Annotated in this window: 16 protein-coding genes; 4 read left to right on the top strand and 12 right to left on the bottom strand. The window is 62.7% G+C overall.

All coding sequences use genetic code 11. The features are described 5' to 3' along the window. Positions 1-259 precede the first annotated feature (259 nt). Complete coding sequence (locus tag GEOBRER4_RS05250; RefSeq protein WP_085813510.1) at positions 260-772, top strand: GNAT family N-acetyltransferase; 513 nt, start codon at positions 260-262, stop codon at positions 770-772. Continuing rightward, a complete protein-coding gene (locus GEOBRER4_RS05245; RefSeq protein ID WP_185244523.1) occupies positions 769-1,980 on the top strand; it encodes a M20 family metallopeptidase in 1,212 nt (403 codons plus the stop codon). The genes GEOBRER4_RS05250 and GEOBRER4_RS05245 overlap by 4 nt, the downstream gene beginning before the upstream one ends. A 12-nt stretch (positions 1,981-1,992) precedes the next feature. Here the strand turns inward: GEOBRER4_RS05245 and GEOBRER4_RS05240 are convergent, their stop codons facing one another. Then, positions 1,993-2,709 carry a c(7)-type cytochrome triheme domain-containing protein gene (locus GEOBRER4_RS05240; RefSeq protein ID WP_226377891.1) on the bottom strand — a complete coding sequence of 239 codons (717 nt, stop codon included), beginning with the start codon at positions 2,707-2,709 and terminating at the stop codon, positions 1,993-1,995. Between the two features lie 141 nt (positions 2,710-2,850). After that, the gene (locus GEOBRER4_RS05235) at positions 2,851-3,153 is read right to left on the bottom strand and encodes a hypothetical protein (RefSeq protein ID WP_185244522.1); all 303 of its coding nucleotides are present in this window, start codon (positions 3,151-3,153) and stop codon (positions 2,851-2,853) included. Between the two features lie 279 nt (positions 3,154-3,432). Between GEOBRER4_RS05235 and GEOBRER4_RS05230 the strand changes: the two genes are divergently transcribed. Both GEOBRER4_RS05230 and murB read left to right on the top strand, forming a co-directional pair. After that, complete coding sequence (locus GEOBRER4_RS05230) at positions 3,433-4,599, top strand: exo-beta-N-acetylmuramidase NamZ family protein (RefSeq protein WP_226377890.1); 1,167 nt, start codon at positions 3,433-3,435, stop codon at positions 4,597-4,599. A gap of 99 nt (positions 4,600-4,698) precedes the next feature. After that, the gene (gene murB / locus GEOBRER4_RS05225; protein ID WP_185244520.1) at positions 4,699-5,682 is read left to right on the top strand and encodes a UDP-N-acetylmuramate dehydrogenase; all 984 of its coding nucleotides are present in this window, start codon (positions 4,699-4,701) and stop codon (positions 5,680-5,682) included. Here the strand turns inward: murB and GEOBRER4_RS05220 are convergent. From GEOBRER4_RS05220 to GEOBRER4_RS05180, 10 genes are all read right to left on the bottom strand, one after another. After that, complete coding sequence (locus GEOBRER4_RS05220) at positions 5,654-8,095, bottom strand: response regulator (RefSeq protein WP_185244519.1); 2,442 nt, start codon at positions 8,093-8,095, stop codon at positions 5,654-5,656. The genes murB and GEOBRER4_RS05220 overlap by 29 nt on opposite strands. 167 nt (positions 8,096-8,262) lie before the next feature. After that, the gene (locus GEOBRER4_RS05215; RefSeq protein WP_185244518.1) at positions 8,263-8,940 is read right to left on the bottom strand and encodes a PilZ domain-containing protein; all 678 of its coding nucleotides are present in this window, start codon (positions 8,938-8,940) and stop codon (positions 8,263-8,265) included. Positions 8,941-9,067: 127 nt separating this feature from the next. Further along, the gene (locus GEOBRER4_RS05210; RefSeq protein WP_185244517.1) at positions 9,068-9,763 is read right to left on the bottom strand and encodes a lipid-binding SYLF domain-containing protein; all 696 of its coding nucleotides are present in this window, start codon (positions 9,761-9,763) and stop codon (positions 9,068-9,070) included. A 124-nt stretch (positions 9,764-9,887) separates the two neighbouring features. Beyond that, the gene (locus tag GEOBRER4_RS20205) at positions 9,888-10,013 is read right to left on the bottom strand and encodes a hypothetical protein (protein WP_264177098.1); all 126 of its coding nucleotides are present in this window, start codon (positions 10,011-10,013) and stop codon (positions 9,888-9,890) included. Between the two features lie 274 nt (positions 10,014-10,287). Continuing rightward, positions 10,288-10,488 carry a cold-shock protein gene (locus GEOBRER4_RS05205; RefSeq protein ID WP_012531618.1) on the bottom strand — a complete coding sequence of 67 codons (201 nt, stop codon included), beginning with the start codon at positions 10,486-10,488 and terminating at the stop codon, positions 10,288-10,290. A 204-nt stretch (positions 10,489-10,692) separates the two neighbouring features. Continuing rightward, positions 10,693-11,472 carry a hypothetical protein gene (locus tag GEOBRER4_RS05200; RefSeq protein ID WP_185244516.1) on the bottom strand — a complete coding sequence of 260 codons (780 nt, stop codon included), beginning with the start codon at positions 11,470-11,472 and terminating at the stop codon, positions 10,693-10,695. 143 nt (positions 11,473-11,615) lie between these two features. After that, complete coding sequence (locus GEOBRER4_RS05195) at positions 11,616-12,374, bottom strand: NADH-quinone oxidoreductase subunit B family protein (RefSeq protein WP_185244515.1); 759 nt, start codon at positions 12,372-12,374, stop codon at positions 11,616-11,618. A 60-nt stretch (positions 12,375-12,434) separates the two neighbouring features. Beyond that, on the bottom strand, positions 12,435-13,946 hold the full coding sequence (locus GEOBRER4_RS05190) for a hydrogenase large subunit (protein ID WP_185244514.1): 1,512 nt from the start codon (positions 13,944-13,946) through the stop codon (positions 12,435-12,437). Continuing rightward, positions 13,943-15,376 carry a proton-conducting transporter transmembrane domain-containing protein gene (locus GEOBRER4_RS05185; RefSeq protein ID WP_185244513.1) on the bottom strand — a complete coding sequence of 478 codons (1,434 nt, stop codon included), beginning with the start codon at positions 15,374-15,376 and terminating at the stop codon, positions 13,943-13,945. The genes GEOBRER4_RS05190 and GEOBRER4_RS05185 overlap by 4 nt, the downstream gene beginning before the upstream one ends. 4 nt (positions 15,377-15,380) lie before the next feature. After that, positions 15,381-16,022, bottom strand: a complete 642-nt coding sequence (locus tag GEOBRER4_RS05180) for a hydrogenase (RefSeq protein WP_085813524.1) — start codon at positions 16,020-16,022, stop codon at positions 15,381-15,383. Between the last annotated feature and the right edge of the window lie 3 nt (positions 16,023-16,025).

Below are 16,025 nucleotides of genomic sequence, written 5' to 3'. Positions count from 1 at the left end.
TACCCAAACTGCTCACTCGGGAGTTGCCGCCGCCCGCGCTGAGGATGTTTCAAGCTGCCCCTTGGTCCGCGTCAGTCACGAAATAAGACACCCCTTGTCACAGCGTTCCCGCTTATCTCTATCTCGCAAAGCGGGCGAGCCGAAAGAAGCGAACCCTGCACCTTCAGGACAGAACCGGGAACAAACAGTCGACAGGCTGGCAGTCATGGAACCTGCTATAATGTCTGTGAGGAAAATAAACCGTGTCACGAGGTACGCGATGCTGCCACAAAACCAGCACGACGAAGAGACTCCACGTATCAGGGAGATGATGATAGACGACCTGCCGGAGGTGTTTCACATCGGCGAAGAACTCTTCACCGCCGAGTATTCACAAAGCCTCTACAGAACCTGGGACGAGTACGAGATCACCACGCTCTTTAACAGCGACAGCGAGCTCTGCATCGTGGCGGAGCACGAGGAGCGCATACTGGGGTTTGCCCTGGGGACCACGGTGAAAAAGCACGGCTCCCCCTGGAAGTACGGCTACCTCGTCTGGCTCGGGGTGAGGCGCGACCTGCAGAAAATGCACGTCGGCGAAAGGCTTTTCAAGGAGCTGAAGCGGCGCTTCAAGGAACAGGGGGTGCGCATGATCATCATCGACACCTCGGCAGACAACAAGCCGGCGATCAAGTTCTTCCAAAAGCACGGCTTCGACAACATACAGGAGCACGTGTACATGACCCTGAACATGTCCAAGCGGGCGAAGAAGAAACCGGTGAAAAAACCATGACCGCGCGCCTGGAAGAGGTCTTCGCCGCCGTTGATGCGGCAAGGCTGCGGCGAAACCTTTTGGAGATGCTGGACGTCTACTCCCCATCGGGGAAGGAAGAGGACATACAGCTCTACCTCGAGGACCTCCTGTCGTCGGCCGGCTTCTACGTGGAGCGGCAGGAGGTGGAGGAGGAGCGCTACAACCTGCGGGTGACCATGGGCGAGGACGAGCCGCTGCTCTACCTCGTGGGGCACGTGGACACGGTCCCGGCGTGGGACCTGGAGGAGTTCGGGGCCAAAGAGGAAGGGGACCTGATCGGGGGGCTTGGGAGCGCCGACATGAAGGGGGGGTGCGCCGCCATGATCGAGGCGTGGCTCGCCATGGCGCAGGCGCTAAAGCCCGGCCGGCGCCCGAGCGTCGGGCTGCTCCTCGTCGTGGGAGAGGAGGAAAACGGCGACGGCAGCGCCGTCTTCCTGAAAAGCTGCAGCCCCGCCTGGGCGGTAATCGGGGAGCCGACCGGCCTATCCGCCTGCTTCGCCCACTACGGCTACCTGGAGGCCGGATTCGTCACCCACGGGGTGAGGAGCCACTCGTCGCTCCCCGAATTGGGTCACAACGCCGTGGAGTCCATGCTGAGGGTCCTGCTGCACCTAAGCAAGGACCCGCTCTTCAACCGGGAGCAGGGGAACATCGTCTACTCCATCCGCGAGATGCACTCTTCGCAGAAGGGGTTCGTGGTCCCGGACCGATGCGAATCCTGGATCGACCTGCATCTGCCGCCCGAGCTCGACCCTGAGTCCGTGCAGCAGGGGATACGCCGCATCGTCTCCAGCGCTGGTCAGTACATACCGGGGCTCGACCTCAACGTCGCCTTCAATTTCGCCTCGGCCGGCTACAACCTCGGCACCGACAACGCTCTCGCCTGCATCCTGGAGCAGGTGTACCCGAGGCTTGGGCGCACCTTGAAGTTCGACTCCTTCCGCTCGCACTCCGACGGCAACCTCTTCTACGCTGCCGGCTGCCGCCCGCTGATCCTTGGGCCGGGCGCTTTGGAGATATCGCACACCCCCGAAGAACAGGTCGACTTCGCCGAGGTGCTGGCGGCGGCGCGCATCTATGCCGCGCTTTGCCTGGGGCTGGACCGGTACGCGGTGTTGAACCTGGAGCGTTGCGGTTCCTGGACGTCGTTCGACAGGCAGGCGACTTGGGTGGGGTGCAGGGATTAGGCGGGCCTTCGATCAGTAAGAGGAGTTGTTGTTCATCCCCTTGTGACAGCGCCTGCAGTCGTTCATGGGGAAGGCGACCAGCATGTGGCAGACGCCGCAAAAACTCCCGTAAATGTTGCTGTCCATGGTGAAGGCTTCCGTGGACTTTTTCTTGATGTTGAAGATGTCGGGATGGCAGCTGGAGCAGTCCAGTTCGGCGAAGTGCTCTTCGTGGGAGAAGCTGACGTCGCTGCGCGGCGAGGCAGTCCCAAGCTTCAGGGGAGCTTTCAGCTTTTCCGGGAAGGGAAGCACCACTACGGACCCTTTCAGCGAGTTCGCAGGGGTTATCAGCCCTTCGTTCAGGGCCGCGGCCCAGTCTATCCCGTTGCCGAAGCCGGCCATGGGAAGGCTTTGGGAGAACTCGTCGAAGAGCGCCTCCAACTGCTGCGGATTTTTCATGTGGCACCTGCCGCACTGCGCGCCAGGCCCCGCCTGCACCGTGAAGGCCGTTATGCCGTTATGGCATGCGCCGCAGAACTTGCCTGAGAGGTACTGGCCCCTGGTGATGCCGGAATCGCCGCGCCGCATCCCGAAGCCGAGTTCCTGGTGGCAAACCCGGCAGGTATAACGGGCCCGGTGGCTCCAGTGAGGGAAGACGACCGGGTCCATCCCCGCCTCTTTCGACCTGATCCGCATGGTGACGTTGCCGTACTTCCAGAAGGGCCCGTTGGGGGGAATGGTCTTCAGCACCTTGCCCAATTCAGAGCGCGGTCCATGGCAAAGCCGCCGGAGTAGACCGATAGCACGATCAAAATCGGCGCCGTGCCCCATTTCAGTACTCCCTTGACCTTTTCCAGCAACCGGGTCATCTATCCCCCCCCGCCTCTCGGATCATTTCCCCGCTTCTCCGTTTTGCCTGTATTCCAGCATGTAGGCGTACAGGTTCTTGCAAAGCTGCAGCCGTTTCAGGTAAACCTTGCGCACCGACGGCTCCTGCTTCTCGATCACCTTTTCCAGTGCGTTGCAGCTCTCCACCAGGGCATGCAGCTCCTCGACCGAGAGGGTCATCGCTTCGTTGCTCCTGGAGCAGGTCTTATCGAAGGTCTCCTGCCACGACTCCCCATTGGCCGGCAGGGAGAGGGCCAGGAGCAGCAGGGCCGACAGGGCCGTTACTCTTGTTCTCAGGGCGCTCATCGTTTTAGGCCCCGACCGGTTTCGCGTGGCAGCGCTTGCAATCGGGCTGGGGGAAGGCTACCTTGTCGTGGCAGACCCCGCAGTACTTCCCGCTTCAGTATTTCGTTTCCGAGCCGATACCAAACCCAGGAAGGCTCTGCTGAAAGATCAGCGTCGAGCCGGTTCCAATCACAATAAAGGCGGTACCTATAGTTGCGACTGTTTCGCGTTTTGCCCTACCTGTTGTCCCTATCCCTGATGCTGATCCTCATCTTCCCCGCCCCCTCAAATGGAGCCCTGGTGAAAACCGGGGCGGAGGTCCTAAGCGAGCAGGACTTCCTGCCGCTAAAGGGTAAGAACTTCGCCCTGGTGACCAACCACTCCGCCTTGGTCGGGGAAGTCCACCTGCTGGACCTTATGAAAAAGAAGGGGATCATGCCAACGGTGATCTTCACCCCCGAGCACGGCCTGAAAGGGACCGCCGAGGACGGGGTGCAGCTGGCTGACGACACCAGCGGCGGCGTGCCGGTGATAAGCCTCTACGGAGCGGTGAAGCAGCCCCGCCCGGAGGACCTCAAGGGGATCGATCTGGTCGTCTTCGACATCCAGGACGCCGGGGTGCGCTTCTATACCTACATCTCCACCATGGGGCTTGCCATGCAGGCCGCCGCGCGGGAGGGGATACCCTTCATGGTGCTGGACCGCCCCAACCCGCTGGGAGGGGAATACGTCGGCGGCTTCGTAAGAGACGGGCTTCCTGCGAGCTTCACCTCCCTCTACCCGGTCCCGATAGCCCACGGCATGACCGTCGGCGAGTTGGCCGGGATGATCAAGGGGGAGGCGATGCTCCCGGGGCTGACGCAACTGGACCTGAAAGTGGTGCGGATGCAGGGATGGCAGCGCTCCATGCGCTGGCCCGACACCGGCCTTTTGTGGGTAGCCACAAGCCCCAACCTCGCCTCTTTCGAGTCGGTGCTCCTTTATCCGGGAACGGGTCTTTTGGAGGGGACCAGCGCGTCGGAGGGGCGCGGCAGCACCATCCCTTTTCAGCTGGCGGGATGGCCCGGGATCGATCCCCTGGCGCTGGCGGCCCGGCTGAACTCCGAACAGCTGCGCGGTGTCCACTTCGAGCCGGTGCAGTTCACGCCGTTGAGGATGCCTGGCGTGTCGAGCGCTCCCAAGTACCGTGACCGCGAGGTGGGCGGGGTGAGGATCGACATCACCGACTACCGCAAGGTGTCGCCGGTGGAGACCGGGGTCGCGGTCCTGAGTGCACTGCACGCCCTGGTGCCTGAGCCCGTGCGCCCTTCCTTTTTCAGGGGCGGGTTCGACGACATGGCGGGTTCCGCGGAGTTGCGCAAGGCGGTGGAGCGGGGAGAGAGCGCTCAAGCGATCGCGGCGAGCTGGAACGCCGAGCTTTCCCGGTTCCTGGCGCTGCGCGAGGGGTACCTGCTGTACGGCGAGTGACAGGACACTTCGCTGCAGCTCTTAACGCCGCGCGCCACAGCTTGAGCAGAAAACATCACTCTCATTGGCTTGGGCGCCAACTGTTGTATCATATGGGCCATGTTCACAGACCAAGGAAAAGACAACGATACGATCGAGCTGTCGCGGGACGTCTCCCTCGCCCCCTTCACCTCGTTCCAGGTCGGCGGCCCGGCCCGCTTATTCACCACGGTCCGCACGCTGGAGCAGCTGAAGCAGGCGCTTTCCTTCGCCCGGCGGGAGGAGGTCCCCTTCCTCATCGTCGGCGGGGGCTCGAACCTGCTGGTGAGCGATCGCGGGTTCGACGGCATCGCGATCAGGTTGCTACTGAAGGGGATCAGGGTCGAGGGGCGCCGGATCGAGGCGCAGGCGGGGGTCGACCTCATGGCTGTCGTAGAGCATGCAGCACACTGGGGGCTGGGAGGAATAGAGCGGCTGGCGGGGATTCCGGGTCTTTTCGGCGGGGCGGTGCGCGGCAACGCCGGCGCCTATGGCAGCTGCATCGGCGACGTCATCGAGACGGTCCACGCGCTCAGGGCGGACACCCTGGAGCTGGTCACGCTTACCCGCGACGCCTGCCAGTTCCAGTACCGCAACAGCCGGTTCAAGAGGGAGCACGGGCTGGTGGTGGTGGCGGCAGGCATGCTCCTTGAGCCGGGGGACCCAGAGGAGATCCTGCGCCGGGGGGAGGAAACGGTGAGGAAACGTCAGGCCCGCCAGCTGCAATGCGACTTAAGCGCGGGCTCTTTTTTCATGAATCCAGTGGTAGGCGACCCGGAGCTGATCCGCAGGTTCGAAACCGAGCAGGGGACCCGCTGCAGGGACGGCAGGATCCCCGCCGGATGGCTCATCGACCAGGCCAGGCTGCGCAGCCTCAGGGTCGGGGGAGCCATGGTCAGCCCCAGACACGCCAATTACCTGATCAATACCGGCAACGCCAGCGCCAAGGAGATCGTCAGCCTCGCCGGGATGGTGAAAGCCCGGGTGCTGGCGTCCCTCGGGGTGCAGTTAGAAGAGGAGGTGAGCTGCATAGGCTTCACTGAGGCTGCGCCGCCTCCCTCCTGAACTCGGCGAACGCCTCTTCGAGATTGCCGTAAAGTCTCTCCATCCCTTCTACGTCTTCCTGCTGCGCCGCCTTCTTTTCCATCTCGTACGCGATGCCCCGCATCACTTCGGCGCCTATGCTGGCCGCGGCCCCCTTGATGCTGTGGGACTGCAGGTGCATAGCGTCACGATCCCCATTCGCGATCGCCTGCTGCAACAGCCCCAGCAACAGCTCAGTGCTCGCCAGGTACTTCTCCACGAAGATGTCGAGGAACCCGGGGTCCCCCAGCCGGTACAAAAGGCCGGCCCGGTCGAACACCGGCGGCTCGTCCACGGCCGAAGCCTGTACGGATTCCGCGGGCAAAGCGGCCTCATCGGCCGTGGCTGCGGCGTCAGGCTGGACCACCCTACCCGGCAGCCAACGCTGCAGGACGGCGCAAAGCTGCTCGGCCGCAAACGGCTTGCTCAGGTAATCATCCATTCCTGCCGCGAGGCAGATCTCCCGGTCGCCGGTCATGGCGTTGGCGGTAAGGGCCACAATCGGGACGTGCCCCCCTTCCCCTGTCTCCCACTCCCGTATGCCTCTGGTGGCGGCAAACCCGTCCATTTTGGGCATCTGGCAGTCCATGAACACCAGGTCGAAGCCCCCCCGGCGCACCCCGCTCAGGGCCTCTGCGCCGTTGTCGACTGACTGCACCGTGCACCCCAGCCTGCCGAGCATGTGCCGCACCACGTCCTGGTTCACCGGGTTGTCCTCCGCCACCAGGATCTGCGCGGCAAAGCGCACTTCCCCCTGCGGCATCGTGCGCTGCCCGGAGGGCGCCACCCCCTCCGGCAGTTCGGCGAGCACCTTGAGCCGGACCGTGAACCAGAAGGTGGAACCGATTCCGAACTCGCTCACCACGCCGAGCTCCCCCCTCATGAGCTCGGCCAGTTGCCGCGCGATGGCGAGTCCCAGACCGGTGCCGCCGAAAGAGCGGGTCGCGGAGTAATCAGCCTGGGTGAAACTGTCGAAGATGTGCGCCTGGGCCTCTGGGCGGATGCCTATCCCGGTGTCCACTACCTCGAAGCGGAGCACCCGCTCCTCCCCCTGCTCTTCCAGCGCAAAGGCGCGTAGCAGCACCTCTCCGCGGCTGGTGAACTTCACCGCGTTCCCCACCAGGTTCACCACGATCTGACGCAGCCTCACCAGGTCCGCTTCGACGTAGCGCGGCACGCCGGAGGCGATCTGGCATTTCGTCGCCACCCCCTTGCTGCCGGCGCCGGCGGCGAACATCTCCAGCACCTCCTGCATCATGACGTGCAGGTCCATCGGCGCCGGGTCCAGCTGCATGCGCCCTGCCTCGATCTTCGAGAAGTCGAGGATATCGTTGATGATGCACAAAAGCGACGCCCCGGAATTGCGGACGGCCTCGGCGAAGCAGCGCTGTTCGCCGTCAAGCCCGCTGTCCAGCAGCACGTTCACCATTCCCAGGACGCCGTTCATCGGGGTACGGATCTCGTGGCTCATGTTCGCCAGGAACTGCGACTTGGCGAGGTTCGCAGCCTCGGCAGCTTCCTTGGCGACACGCAGTTCGGCGACAGTCTGGCTCAACTCACGGTTGGCCGCCGACAGTTCGCGGGTACGCCTTTGCACCACCTCCTCGAGTTCAATCCGGTGCGCCTCCAGCTTCCCGTCGCGGTCCTGGATCTGCACAAGCATCTCATTGAAGCCGTCGATCAGCGTCCCCAGTTCATCATCTCCCTGCTTTCGCGCCCTCAGGTTGTAGTTCTTGTCACTGGAGACCGCTTTCATGACCTGCACCAGGTGCGAGATCGGCTCGGAGATGATGCGTTGCAGCCTGGTGGCGAGGAAGTATCCCAGGGAAAGCGCACCCAGCAGCACGCCTGCCAGCAAGAGGAAGAACCGCCCCAGGCGGTGGTTCAATTCGGTGCAGTCGGACTGGATCACCACTGTTCCCAGCTGCTGCCCGTCAAGGACGATGGGAGCGGTGCCGAAGATGTGGTCGCCTAAGGTAAGCGGGAAGCTGGAGCGCTCAAGTTCCGCGCCTAACCTCCGGCCGTCCACCCGCGCGCTCGCGCCGGAGCCGTTGACGAAGCCTAGATACTGCAGCCTGGAGCCCGGCGCCGTGTAGCTAGCGAAGACCGTGTGGTCCTTCAGCACGACCAGTGCGTTCAGGATGTAAGGCTTGGCCCGCAGCGCAGCCAGCGTCTCGGCCGCCGATTTGCGGTCGTTGAAAGCGACTGCTGCGGAGCTATTGCTTCCCACGATCTCCGCCAGCGCGCTCAGCTCGGTCCGCATGCCGCTACGAAAGTCTGCTACCTCGTTGAAAACAAAAGCGGTGGAAACCAGGGCGAGCACCACTGAGCTGGTAAGAAGCAGTATGGCGATCAGCTTTCGCCTGATTGATAGGTCGCGGAAAGGTCGCAGCATTAGGGTTTTTTCCCTTAAAGACGTTGCCGCAAGCGGCAGGGTCGAAAGTGAGCTCTGCCCGAAGCGATCCAGGCAAAACCGGTGACACATCACTTCTCGGAGTGTCGCGGGGGAACTTGAATCCTAATGATGGGGGAATTGAAGGATAAGTGCGCGAGGAAAGGGTGTCAGCCAGCGCTGACTTGCTGCAGCCACGCTCCCTGCTCATCGGTGAGGCCGTCGAACATGACCCCGATACCGGGGATGCTGCTGCATCCGCCCCAAGGGATGCTCCAGCAGACCACCGCCTCGACGCTCCCAACCGACGGGTCTGGGACCGTCAAGCTGACCCGGTCCCCGTTTCGATGCGGATCTGTGGTGTGGATGAAGGCTCCCCCCTGGGAGATGTTGACCGTGAAGGTCTTAACCCCTGCGGCAGCGCCGTTTTCTCCGGTGAGGACCAAGCTCAGGTAGCGGTCCTTCCTGTTGAAGCGGCGCAGCGACCTGGCGCTGAAAGATTTGCAGCGCCTCTCCATGAAATACGTCAGGGCCCCCTCGGCCCCGGGGGCGACGCCTTGCTCCAGCGGGCTGAAAGAGATGCACTTAAGCCTGCTGTCCCATTTCAGCCGCAGCGTGGGATAGAAGTTGATGCAGTCGTAGGCGATGGTTTTTTCCTCTTTGCTGCTGCGGATCAAGGTCAGCAGATCGATCAGCAGACCGTTGTAGGCGCCGTCGATGGTCATGCGCAGCAGCTCCCTGAAGCCTTGGGCCACCTCGTAGCTGATGCCGCAGGCCCGAAGCGCCTCCTCGTAGGCCTGCCTCGCCTCGGGCTCGTTTACCACCATCACTATCCTGGCTTCTTCCATGGCACCTTAACCCGTTGAAGCTCAAGGCTTCGTCCGCTGAAAATTTCGTCATCAGGTGAGTATGAAAGGTGCCCGGGACGGATCCCGGGCACCGGTTGTTGCGGCAAGTCGTTCGTCGAAAGGCGGGCTACTTGATGGTGGAATACTTCGTCAATGCCTTTTGCAGGTTCACCGTCGCCGGCGCCTTTTTCAACCCCGTGCCGGCCAGAATATCCTTTGCCGTCAGCTCGCTCTTGCCGTAGTAGGCGTGGTTGGCGTCGTCGTCTACGAGCAGCGCCGCACCTTCCAGCGAGACCCCGGCGAACAGGCCGCGGCTGCGCGAGTAGGAGAGGATCCCGGTCTGGAAGGTTACATCGGTAGCCGCACTTGCCTTGCGTCCCACCGGACCGGCCGCGACCGCCGCATCCGCTCCCAGGGTGAACTTGCCCTGCAGCAGTTTGTCCACGTCCTTCACCTCTTTGAAGACCAGGATCAGGTCTGTGGAGGTCGCTCCCACCTGCCAACCAATACTCCCCCCGGTGATGCTCACGAAGACCGGGTCGCTCCAGCTGTCGTCCTGGTTGCGCACCGAGAGGACGCCAGTACCGTGCCTGCCGCCTACGACGAAGGCCCCCTTGATGACGCCTGGGATGATGGCGATGGCCTTGGCGTCACGCAAAAGGACCGGGGGGATCCCCTTCTCTGGGATCTTCATGATGGTGGTAAGCACATCGGCGGACTCCTGGACCTTCTTGGCCTCGTTCCTGGCGAAGGCGGTGACGCTCCACAGGCAGAGCAGCATTGCTGCAACCGTTGCGATGGAAATGATCTTACCGGTTTTCATGGTCTAACCTCCTCTGGTTGATCCCGCAGATAGGGGTGACAGTTCCCGCCGTTGCTCCGGCCTCGGCGCTACCTTCTGTTGTGACGCGCATTCGGGTTTAGCCTTCCCCGTCGAGGACCGGCATCTACTGCTGCTCCGCCGCGCTCTCCGGGGTAGCCGTAAGCTCTGCCGACAGGGTATAGTCGACCACCCCCAATCCGGCGATGACAACCAGGATGCAACAGAATCGCTTGAACCTGCTGATTTCCATGTGGCACCTCCAGCTTTTGATTAAATTTGACCAATAATGAATAGCACAGGGGAAATTATTGTCAATGAAGCCTGGGGGGACAGGGCGTTAACAATATGCGCAGCAGGAAGGACGGTGATCACCATCTGTAGCGTAGCGAAATGGGGCGGGGCGTAGGCAGCGAGTGGAACGAGCTGTAAAAGCTGCGCAAAGAGGAGAGTGCGGCTGATTTCAGACAAAAAAAAATCCCCGGATCATCTCCGGGGACTCATATCAGCGCTGAAACTGAACTTGATTACTGCCTTGCGACGTTGGCGGCCTGAAGCCCTTTCGGTCCTTTTACCACGTCGAAGGTGACGCTATCGCCTTCAGCAAGGGATTTGAACCCGTCGCCGGTGATGGCAGAGAAATGGACGAACACGTCGTCGCCATTGTCCTGCTCGATGAAACCAAACCCCTTGCTGTCGTTAAACCATTTTACAGTACCATTTGCCATTTACTTTTACCTTCTCCATGTCTTTCTACTTAGTTTTGCTCCGGTCATCCGGAACCTTCGACACCTTAGCAGAGTTCATATCGCCAAAGCAAGCTATTTATTTTCCGTTATTTTTCGCGGCGCCATTTTGCAACCACATGCTCGACGCTTTCTCCGCACGGTCAGCCATAAGGCCAAGTCAGGGGTTGGCGAACTCCCCCTCTATTAAGGCGTTAGATTCACCTTAATATCGACCCCGTCTATGGTCAGCGTTGTAATGGCCCCGTTCTTAACGCTGTCTATGAGATTTCTGACGAAAATGCGCCGGTTGTTAAGGAGCACAGTCCGGGACAAGTTGCTAAATTCGGAGTCGATGGGGACGGTATCTGTATCGCTGATGGCATACTGGGCGCCATTGTTGGCAGTATCCTTGATGCTGATGGTGTGCACCACTGGGACAGTATCCTCGGATGTAAAAGTTCCTTGAGCGCGATAATAGAATCCTGCCTCCACTGGTGCGCTAAATTCTATGTTCTTAGTCGTGCTGACGAAATCGGCACTGACATTCCCTATAGTCAGAGTGGTTTTGGTAGTCGTTCCCAAAGTAGCGGCCGACGTATGACTTACCTTCACCTTGTCGTTGTTTTTTACCGTTCCGGGTGCACTGGTGGCGGCGCCGCCGTTTATGGAGTACTTGCTATCGCTCCCGCTGGAACCGGTGACGGAGATGGGACTAGAATCCGCGGTGAGACCGGAGACGGTTATCTCCTCTGAGGTGACGGGAACCCCCTTGTCGGTGCCGGTCTTGGGGGCGAAGGTGAACTGGTCCGGGGTGGTGCCGAGACGGACGTAGGGGGGAAACCACACGATGTCGCCGCAGCCGGCCAAAAGCAGGATGCTCGCGAGAAGGAGCAGCCGGCAGGCGGCCGAGGTTAATCTTGTGGAGCGAAGTTCAGTTTTTGCCAAGCGACGCGCGCCGGCGACAATGGCGCCTGGAGTTGTCATGACGGCCCTCCTTGGGTGATGACATCGGAAATTCGGATACTACCTCAAAGCATGCGGTTCCACAAGCTTCCAGGCGTTTGTCGCCCTCCCCTTTCCAGCTTCCGGTACGCAGCGCGCCGCGGCTGCAGTTTTGTCGCTTAGGGCTAGGGCATCCGGTCCAGGAGCCTCAGCAGACCGTCAAGGATGGTGACCGGGTGCGGCGGACACCCCGGGATGAAGAGATCGACCGGCAGTATCCCCTCGACGCCGTCGTGGGCCTCAGGCGAGCCGCGGAAGGGACCGCCGCCGATGGCGCAGGCCCCGCAGGCGACCACAATCTTCGGCGCCGGGATCGCCTCGTAGGTCATGAGGAGCGCCTCCCGCATGTGCTCGGTTACGGGTCCGGTGACCCAGAGACCGTCTGCGTGCCTCGGTGAGGCGACGAACTGGATGCCGAAGCGCCCGATGTCCCAGCCGATGGTGGAGAGGACGTTGGTGTCGGCCTCACAGGCGTTGCAGCCGCCGGCTACCACCGAGCGGAACTTGAGCGACCGGCCGAAAAGCGACAGCATCTTCGCCTCAAGCGCCTGTGCCAGCCGGTGCTCGTCCCCGGGCCTGATTACCAGATCCTCCCGGTTGTTCGCGGCCAACATCGCGTCGGCTGTGTGGCTGATGGCGCCGTGGGGGCAGGCATTTGCGCACTCGGGGCAGAAGAGGCATTTGCCGAGATCAAGCGAAAGCTCGGGCTGGCAGCTGAGCGCCCCGACCGGGCAGGCGTCGGCGCAGATCCGGCACTCGTCCGGGCAGAGCCCGCCCTTTAGCTCCGGGTAACCGCGGAAGCGCTCCGGCAGGGAGAGAGGCTCCCTGGGGTAAGCCATGGTGCGGTGCCCCTGCTTGCAGCGTGCGATGATGGCCTTGAACATGATGCAACTCCTGTTTGATCTCGAACTGCCGCGCCGCATGCACGCGGCGCGGCAGAGGTGCTAAAGGTCGAACCCGCAGTAGGAGAGGTTGAAGCTCTTGTTGCAGAGCGGGAAGTCGGATATCTGCCCCCCGCGCAGCGCCATGGCGAGTCCGCTCCAGTTGTGGAAGGAGGGGTCGGTGATCTTGTAGCGCTCCAACTCCCCGCGCCCGTCGGTAAGCGCGACATGGCAGACCTCGCCGCGCCACCCCTCGACCAGGGAGAGCGCCATCTGGTCTCCCCCGACCTGCGCCGCGGGCGAGGCGATGCTACCTCCGGGAAGCTGAGCCAGCTGCTCCTCTATGAAGTGGAGCGACTTCTCTATCTCCAGCCAGCGCACCAGGGTGCGGGCATAGACGTCCCCCCCCTTCGCTGTTTCCACCGGGAGCTGAGCCACGTTGTAGATGCCGAAGGGGTGGTCCCGGCGGATGTCGCGGTTAAGTCCGCTGGCCCTGGCCGCAGGTCCTACCAGCCCCAGATCCAGCGCGTCCTTCTCGCTCACCACCCCGGTCCCCTCCAGCCTCCCCATCACCGAGGGACTGTCCCAGAGGAGGTCAACGGCGTTCGTCACCTCACGGCGCGCCACGTCGATCCTCTTTCTCAGCTTCTCGGCCAGTTCCCTCCCCACGTCGAACTGGACCCCGCCCGGGGTCACAAGCCCGCGCCCGAAGCGGCTGCCGCAGAGCTCGGCGCTCATGTTCAGGAAGTCGCCGCGGATCCTGCCGCAGAACGAAGCGGTGGGAAGGTAGCCGACGTCGCCGGCTATGGCGCCCAGGTCCCCGGTGTGGTTCGCCAGGCGCTCCAGCTCGAGCGCGATGCCGCGGATCGCCTCGGCCTTGGCCGGGACCCGCACCCCGCAAAGCGCTTCCATCGCCATGGCATAGGCGGTGCCGTGGCCGATGGTGGTGTCCCCGGCTACGGTCTCCATGCACTTCAGGGTGCGCAGCCCAGGTCGCCCGAGCACCATGCGCTCGACGCCGCGATGCTGGTAGCCGAGCGAGATCTCCAGGTGCAGCACCTCCTCGCCGAAGCACTGGAAGCGGAAATGCCCCGGCTCGATGATCCCCGCATGCACAGGCCCGACAGCCACCTCGTGCACCTCGTCGCCCGCCACGCGGTAGAAATCCATCACCCCGACCTTCTCGGGGGCCCTCGGGGGAACCGCGGAGGTCGAGGCGAGAGGCGCCGCAAACCGGACCGGCTTCAGCCAGGGGTGCCCCTCGAACGAGATGCCGAACTGCTCGGCGATCTCGCGCTCGAACAGGTGCAGCTGTGGGGCTTCCGCGACCAGCGAGGGGAAGCTCTTGCCGCTGACGGCGGTGCTCATGATGCCAAGCGCCGCGTGGCTTTTGAAGGAGAGGATGCAGTAAAGCCTCACCAAGTGGGCCTCAGGAGCTCCGAAGTAGGAAACCACCCGCCATCCCCCTTGGATGGCTGAAACGAGCGTCTCCAGGAAGCGCTCGCCCGAATGCTCAGGTATCTCGTTGCGGTTGACCGCGCTCCCGTTTTGAGTGAAGAGCAGACCCGGCGTCATGCGCCACCTCCCAGTTGCCCGGCCGCGTCACGCAGCAGTTGCTGCAGGGGCGCCGGGAGCCAGAGCCCCATCATCAGGACGATGCCCATGAGCAGCAGGGGGGGAAGCACCGTCGGGAGCGCGTCGCGGTACCTGGTCCTCTCGAGGTCGGCCGGCACTTCGCCCAGCACAACGGGAAGCACCGTGGAGGCCATGCCGATGAAGATCAGCGCCAGGAAGACGAGAAAGAGCGCGCCGGTCCAGAAGTTACCCTCTACGAAAGCGGAGGAGACGATGAGGAACTCGCTCACGAATGGGGAGAAAGGGGGCGATCCGGTGATGGCGAGGAAAGCCGCCAGAAACAGCGCCCCCGACCAGGGGGTGCGCCTGAGCGCCCCGCGCACAGCCGCGGTGCTCTTGGAGTTATAGGCCCGGTGGATGTTGCCGCAGGAGAGAAAGAGCACCCCCTTGGTCATCGAGTTGTTGATCATGTGCAGAAGTCCCGCGAAGAGCGCGCCCTTCCCCAGTCCGAGCGCCACGGTGATGATCCCTATGTGCTCGACGCTCGAATAGGCGAGCATCCTCTTGAAGTCGCTTTGCCGAGCCATGAAGACGGCGGCGAAGGCCATGGAGACGAGCCCCATGACGAGGAGCACGTTCTGGAACAGGGCGCCCTCGGTCGAGGCGACGGCGATCTGGTACACCCTCAAAAGCGCCAGGAGAGCGCAGTTCACCAACCCCCCCGCCAGAAGCGCACCAACAAGCCCAGGCGCCTCGCCGTAGGCGTCCGGCTTCCAGGTGTGCAGCGGGGCAAGCCCCATCTTCGAGCCGAATCCGACCAGAAGGAAGATGAAGGCCGCATGGCGCCAGCCGGGGTGGAGCGCCGCGGCGTCGGAGATGAGCGAAGGGAGCAAAAGCGTCACGTCCTGCTTGGCCACTATGGTGGAATAGGCGAGGAAGAAGAGCCCCAAAAGCGCGATGGCGATCCCCACCGAGCAGATCAGCAGGTACTTCCAGGTGGCCTCGATGGAGCGGGCGTTGTGGTTGAAATAGATCAAGGGCGCCATGGTGAGGGTAGTCGCCTCAAGGGCGATCCAGAGAAGCCCCAGGTGCTGCGAGATGGCGACCAGGGTCATGGCCGAGAGGCAGACCAGGAGCGCCGCGCAAAGGACCCGGTTTTGACGCCTCCTGCGGTAGGCGAGATAACCCACCGCGTAGAAGGCGCAGACCGCGAAGAGGACGCTATTGCTCAAAAGGGCGAGCTTCCCCAGCGGGTCGAGCAGGATCCAGCCGGCCGGAGAGACCGGGGGGGTGTCGATCAGCAGCGCCCCTACCAGGAAAAGCTGCGCCAGCGCGAAGACCGGCAGCACCAGGGGGCGCTTCCTGTTGTCGGGGATCAGCCAGGCGATCAGGGCCCCCGCAAGGGGGAGAAGGACCAGGGCCCACATCATGTCGTTATTCCTCCCTGAGCGCGCTGAGCCTCGAGGTGTCGATGCTCGAGAACTCGCGGCTTATGTGATTGATGACGATCCCCATGACGAAGATGCCGACCAGGAGGTCCAAAAGCGCCCCCGCCTCGACCATGACCGGCATGGCGTCGGCCAGAAGGAGGCCGAACAGGAAGATCCCGTTTTCCATGAGGAGGTACCCCAAGACCTGCGAGATCGCCTTGCGCCTTCCCATGAGGACCAGGAACCCGCACATGAGGGTCGCAAGCGACGCCGGGACCACCAGGAGCCCCGAGTGCTCGGGAGCAAGCGGCAGCTTCGCCGCGAAGATGAAGGCGAGCGTGGTGAAAAGCGCCCCCAAAACCAGCGAGGGGATGTAGCCGATGAAGGGCTGGAACTCCCGCTCGATCTCGGCCCTCTTGATGGCCCGGATGATCAGGAACGGGATCAGCGCCCCCTTCACCAGCACGATGCTCACCACGATGAAGGCAAGATGCCAGGAGATCGGGTGCACCAGCGCCGGGAGAACGCCCAAAAGCACCCCCTGCAGCGCCACCGCGCGCACGGAGAAGTTGAGCCTGCTGGTCCCAAGGACCGCGAAGTTCAAAAGCAGGCAGAGCACCAGGAATTGGTCGGCCAGGGAGTTCATCTC

It is taken from the genome of Citrifermentans bremense (assembly GCF_014218275.1).
In the GTDB taxonomy this organism is placed as follows: Bacteria; Desulfobacterota; Desulfuromonadia; order Geobacterales; family Geobacteraceae; genus Geomonas; species Geomonas pelophila.
This window is presented reverse-complemented; position numbering and strand designations above follow the sequence as displayed.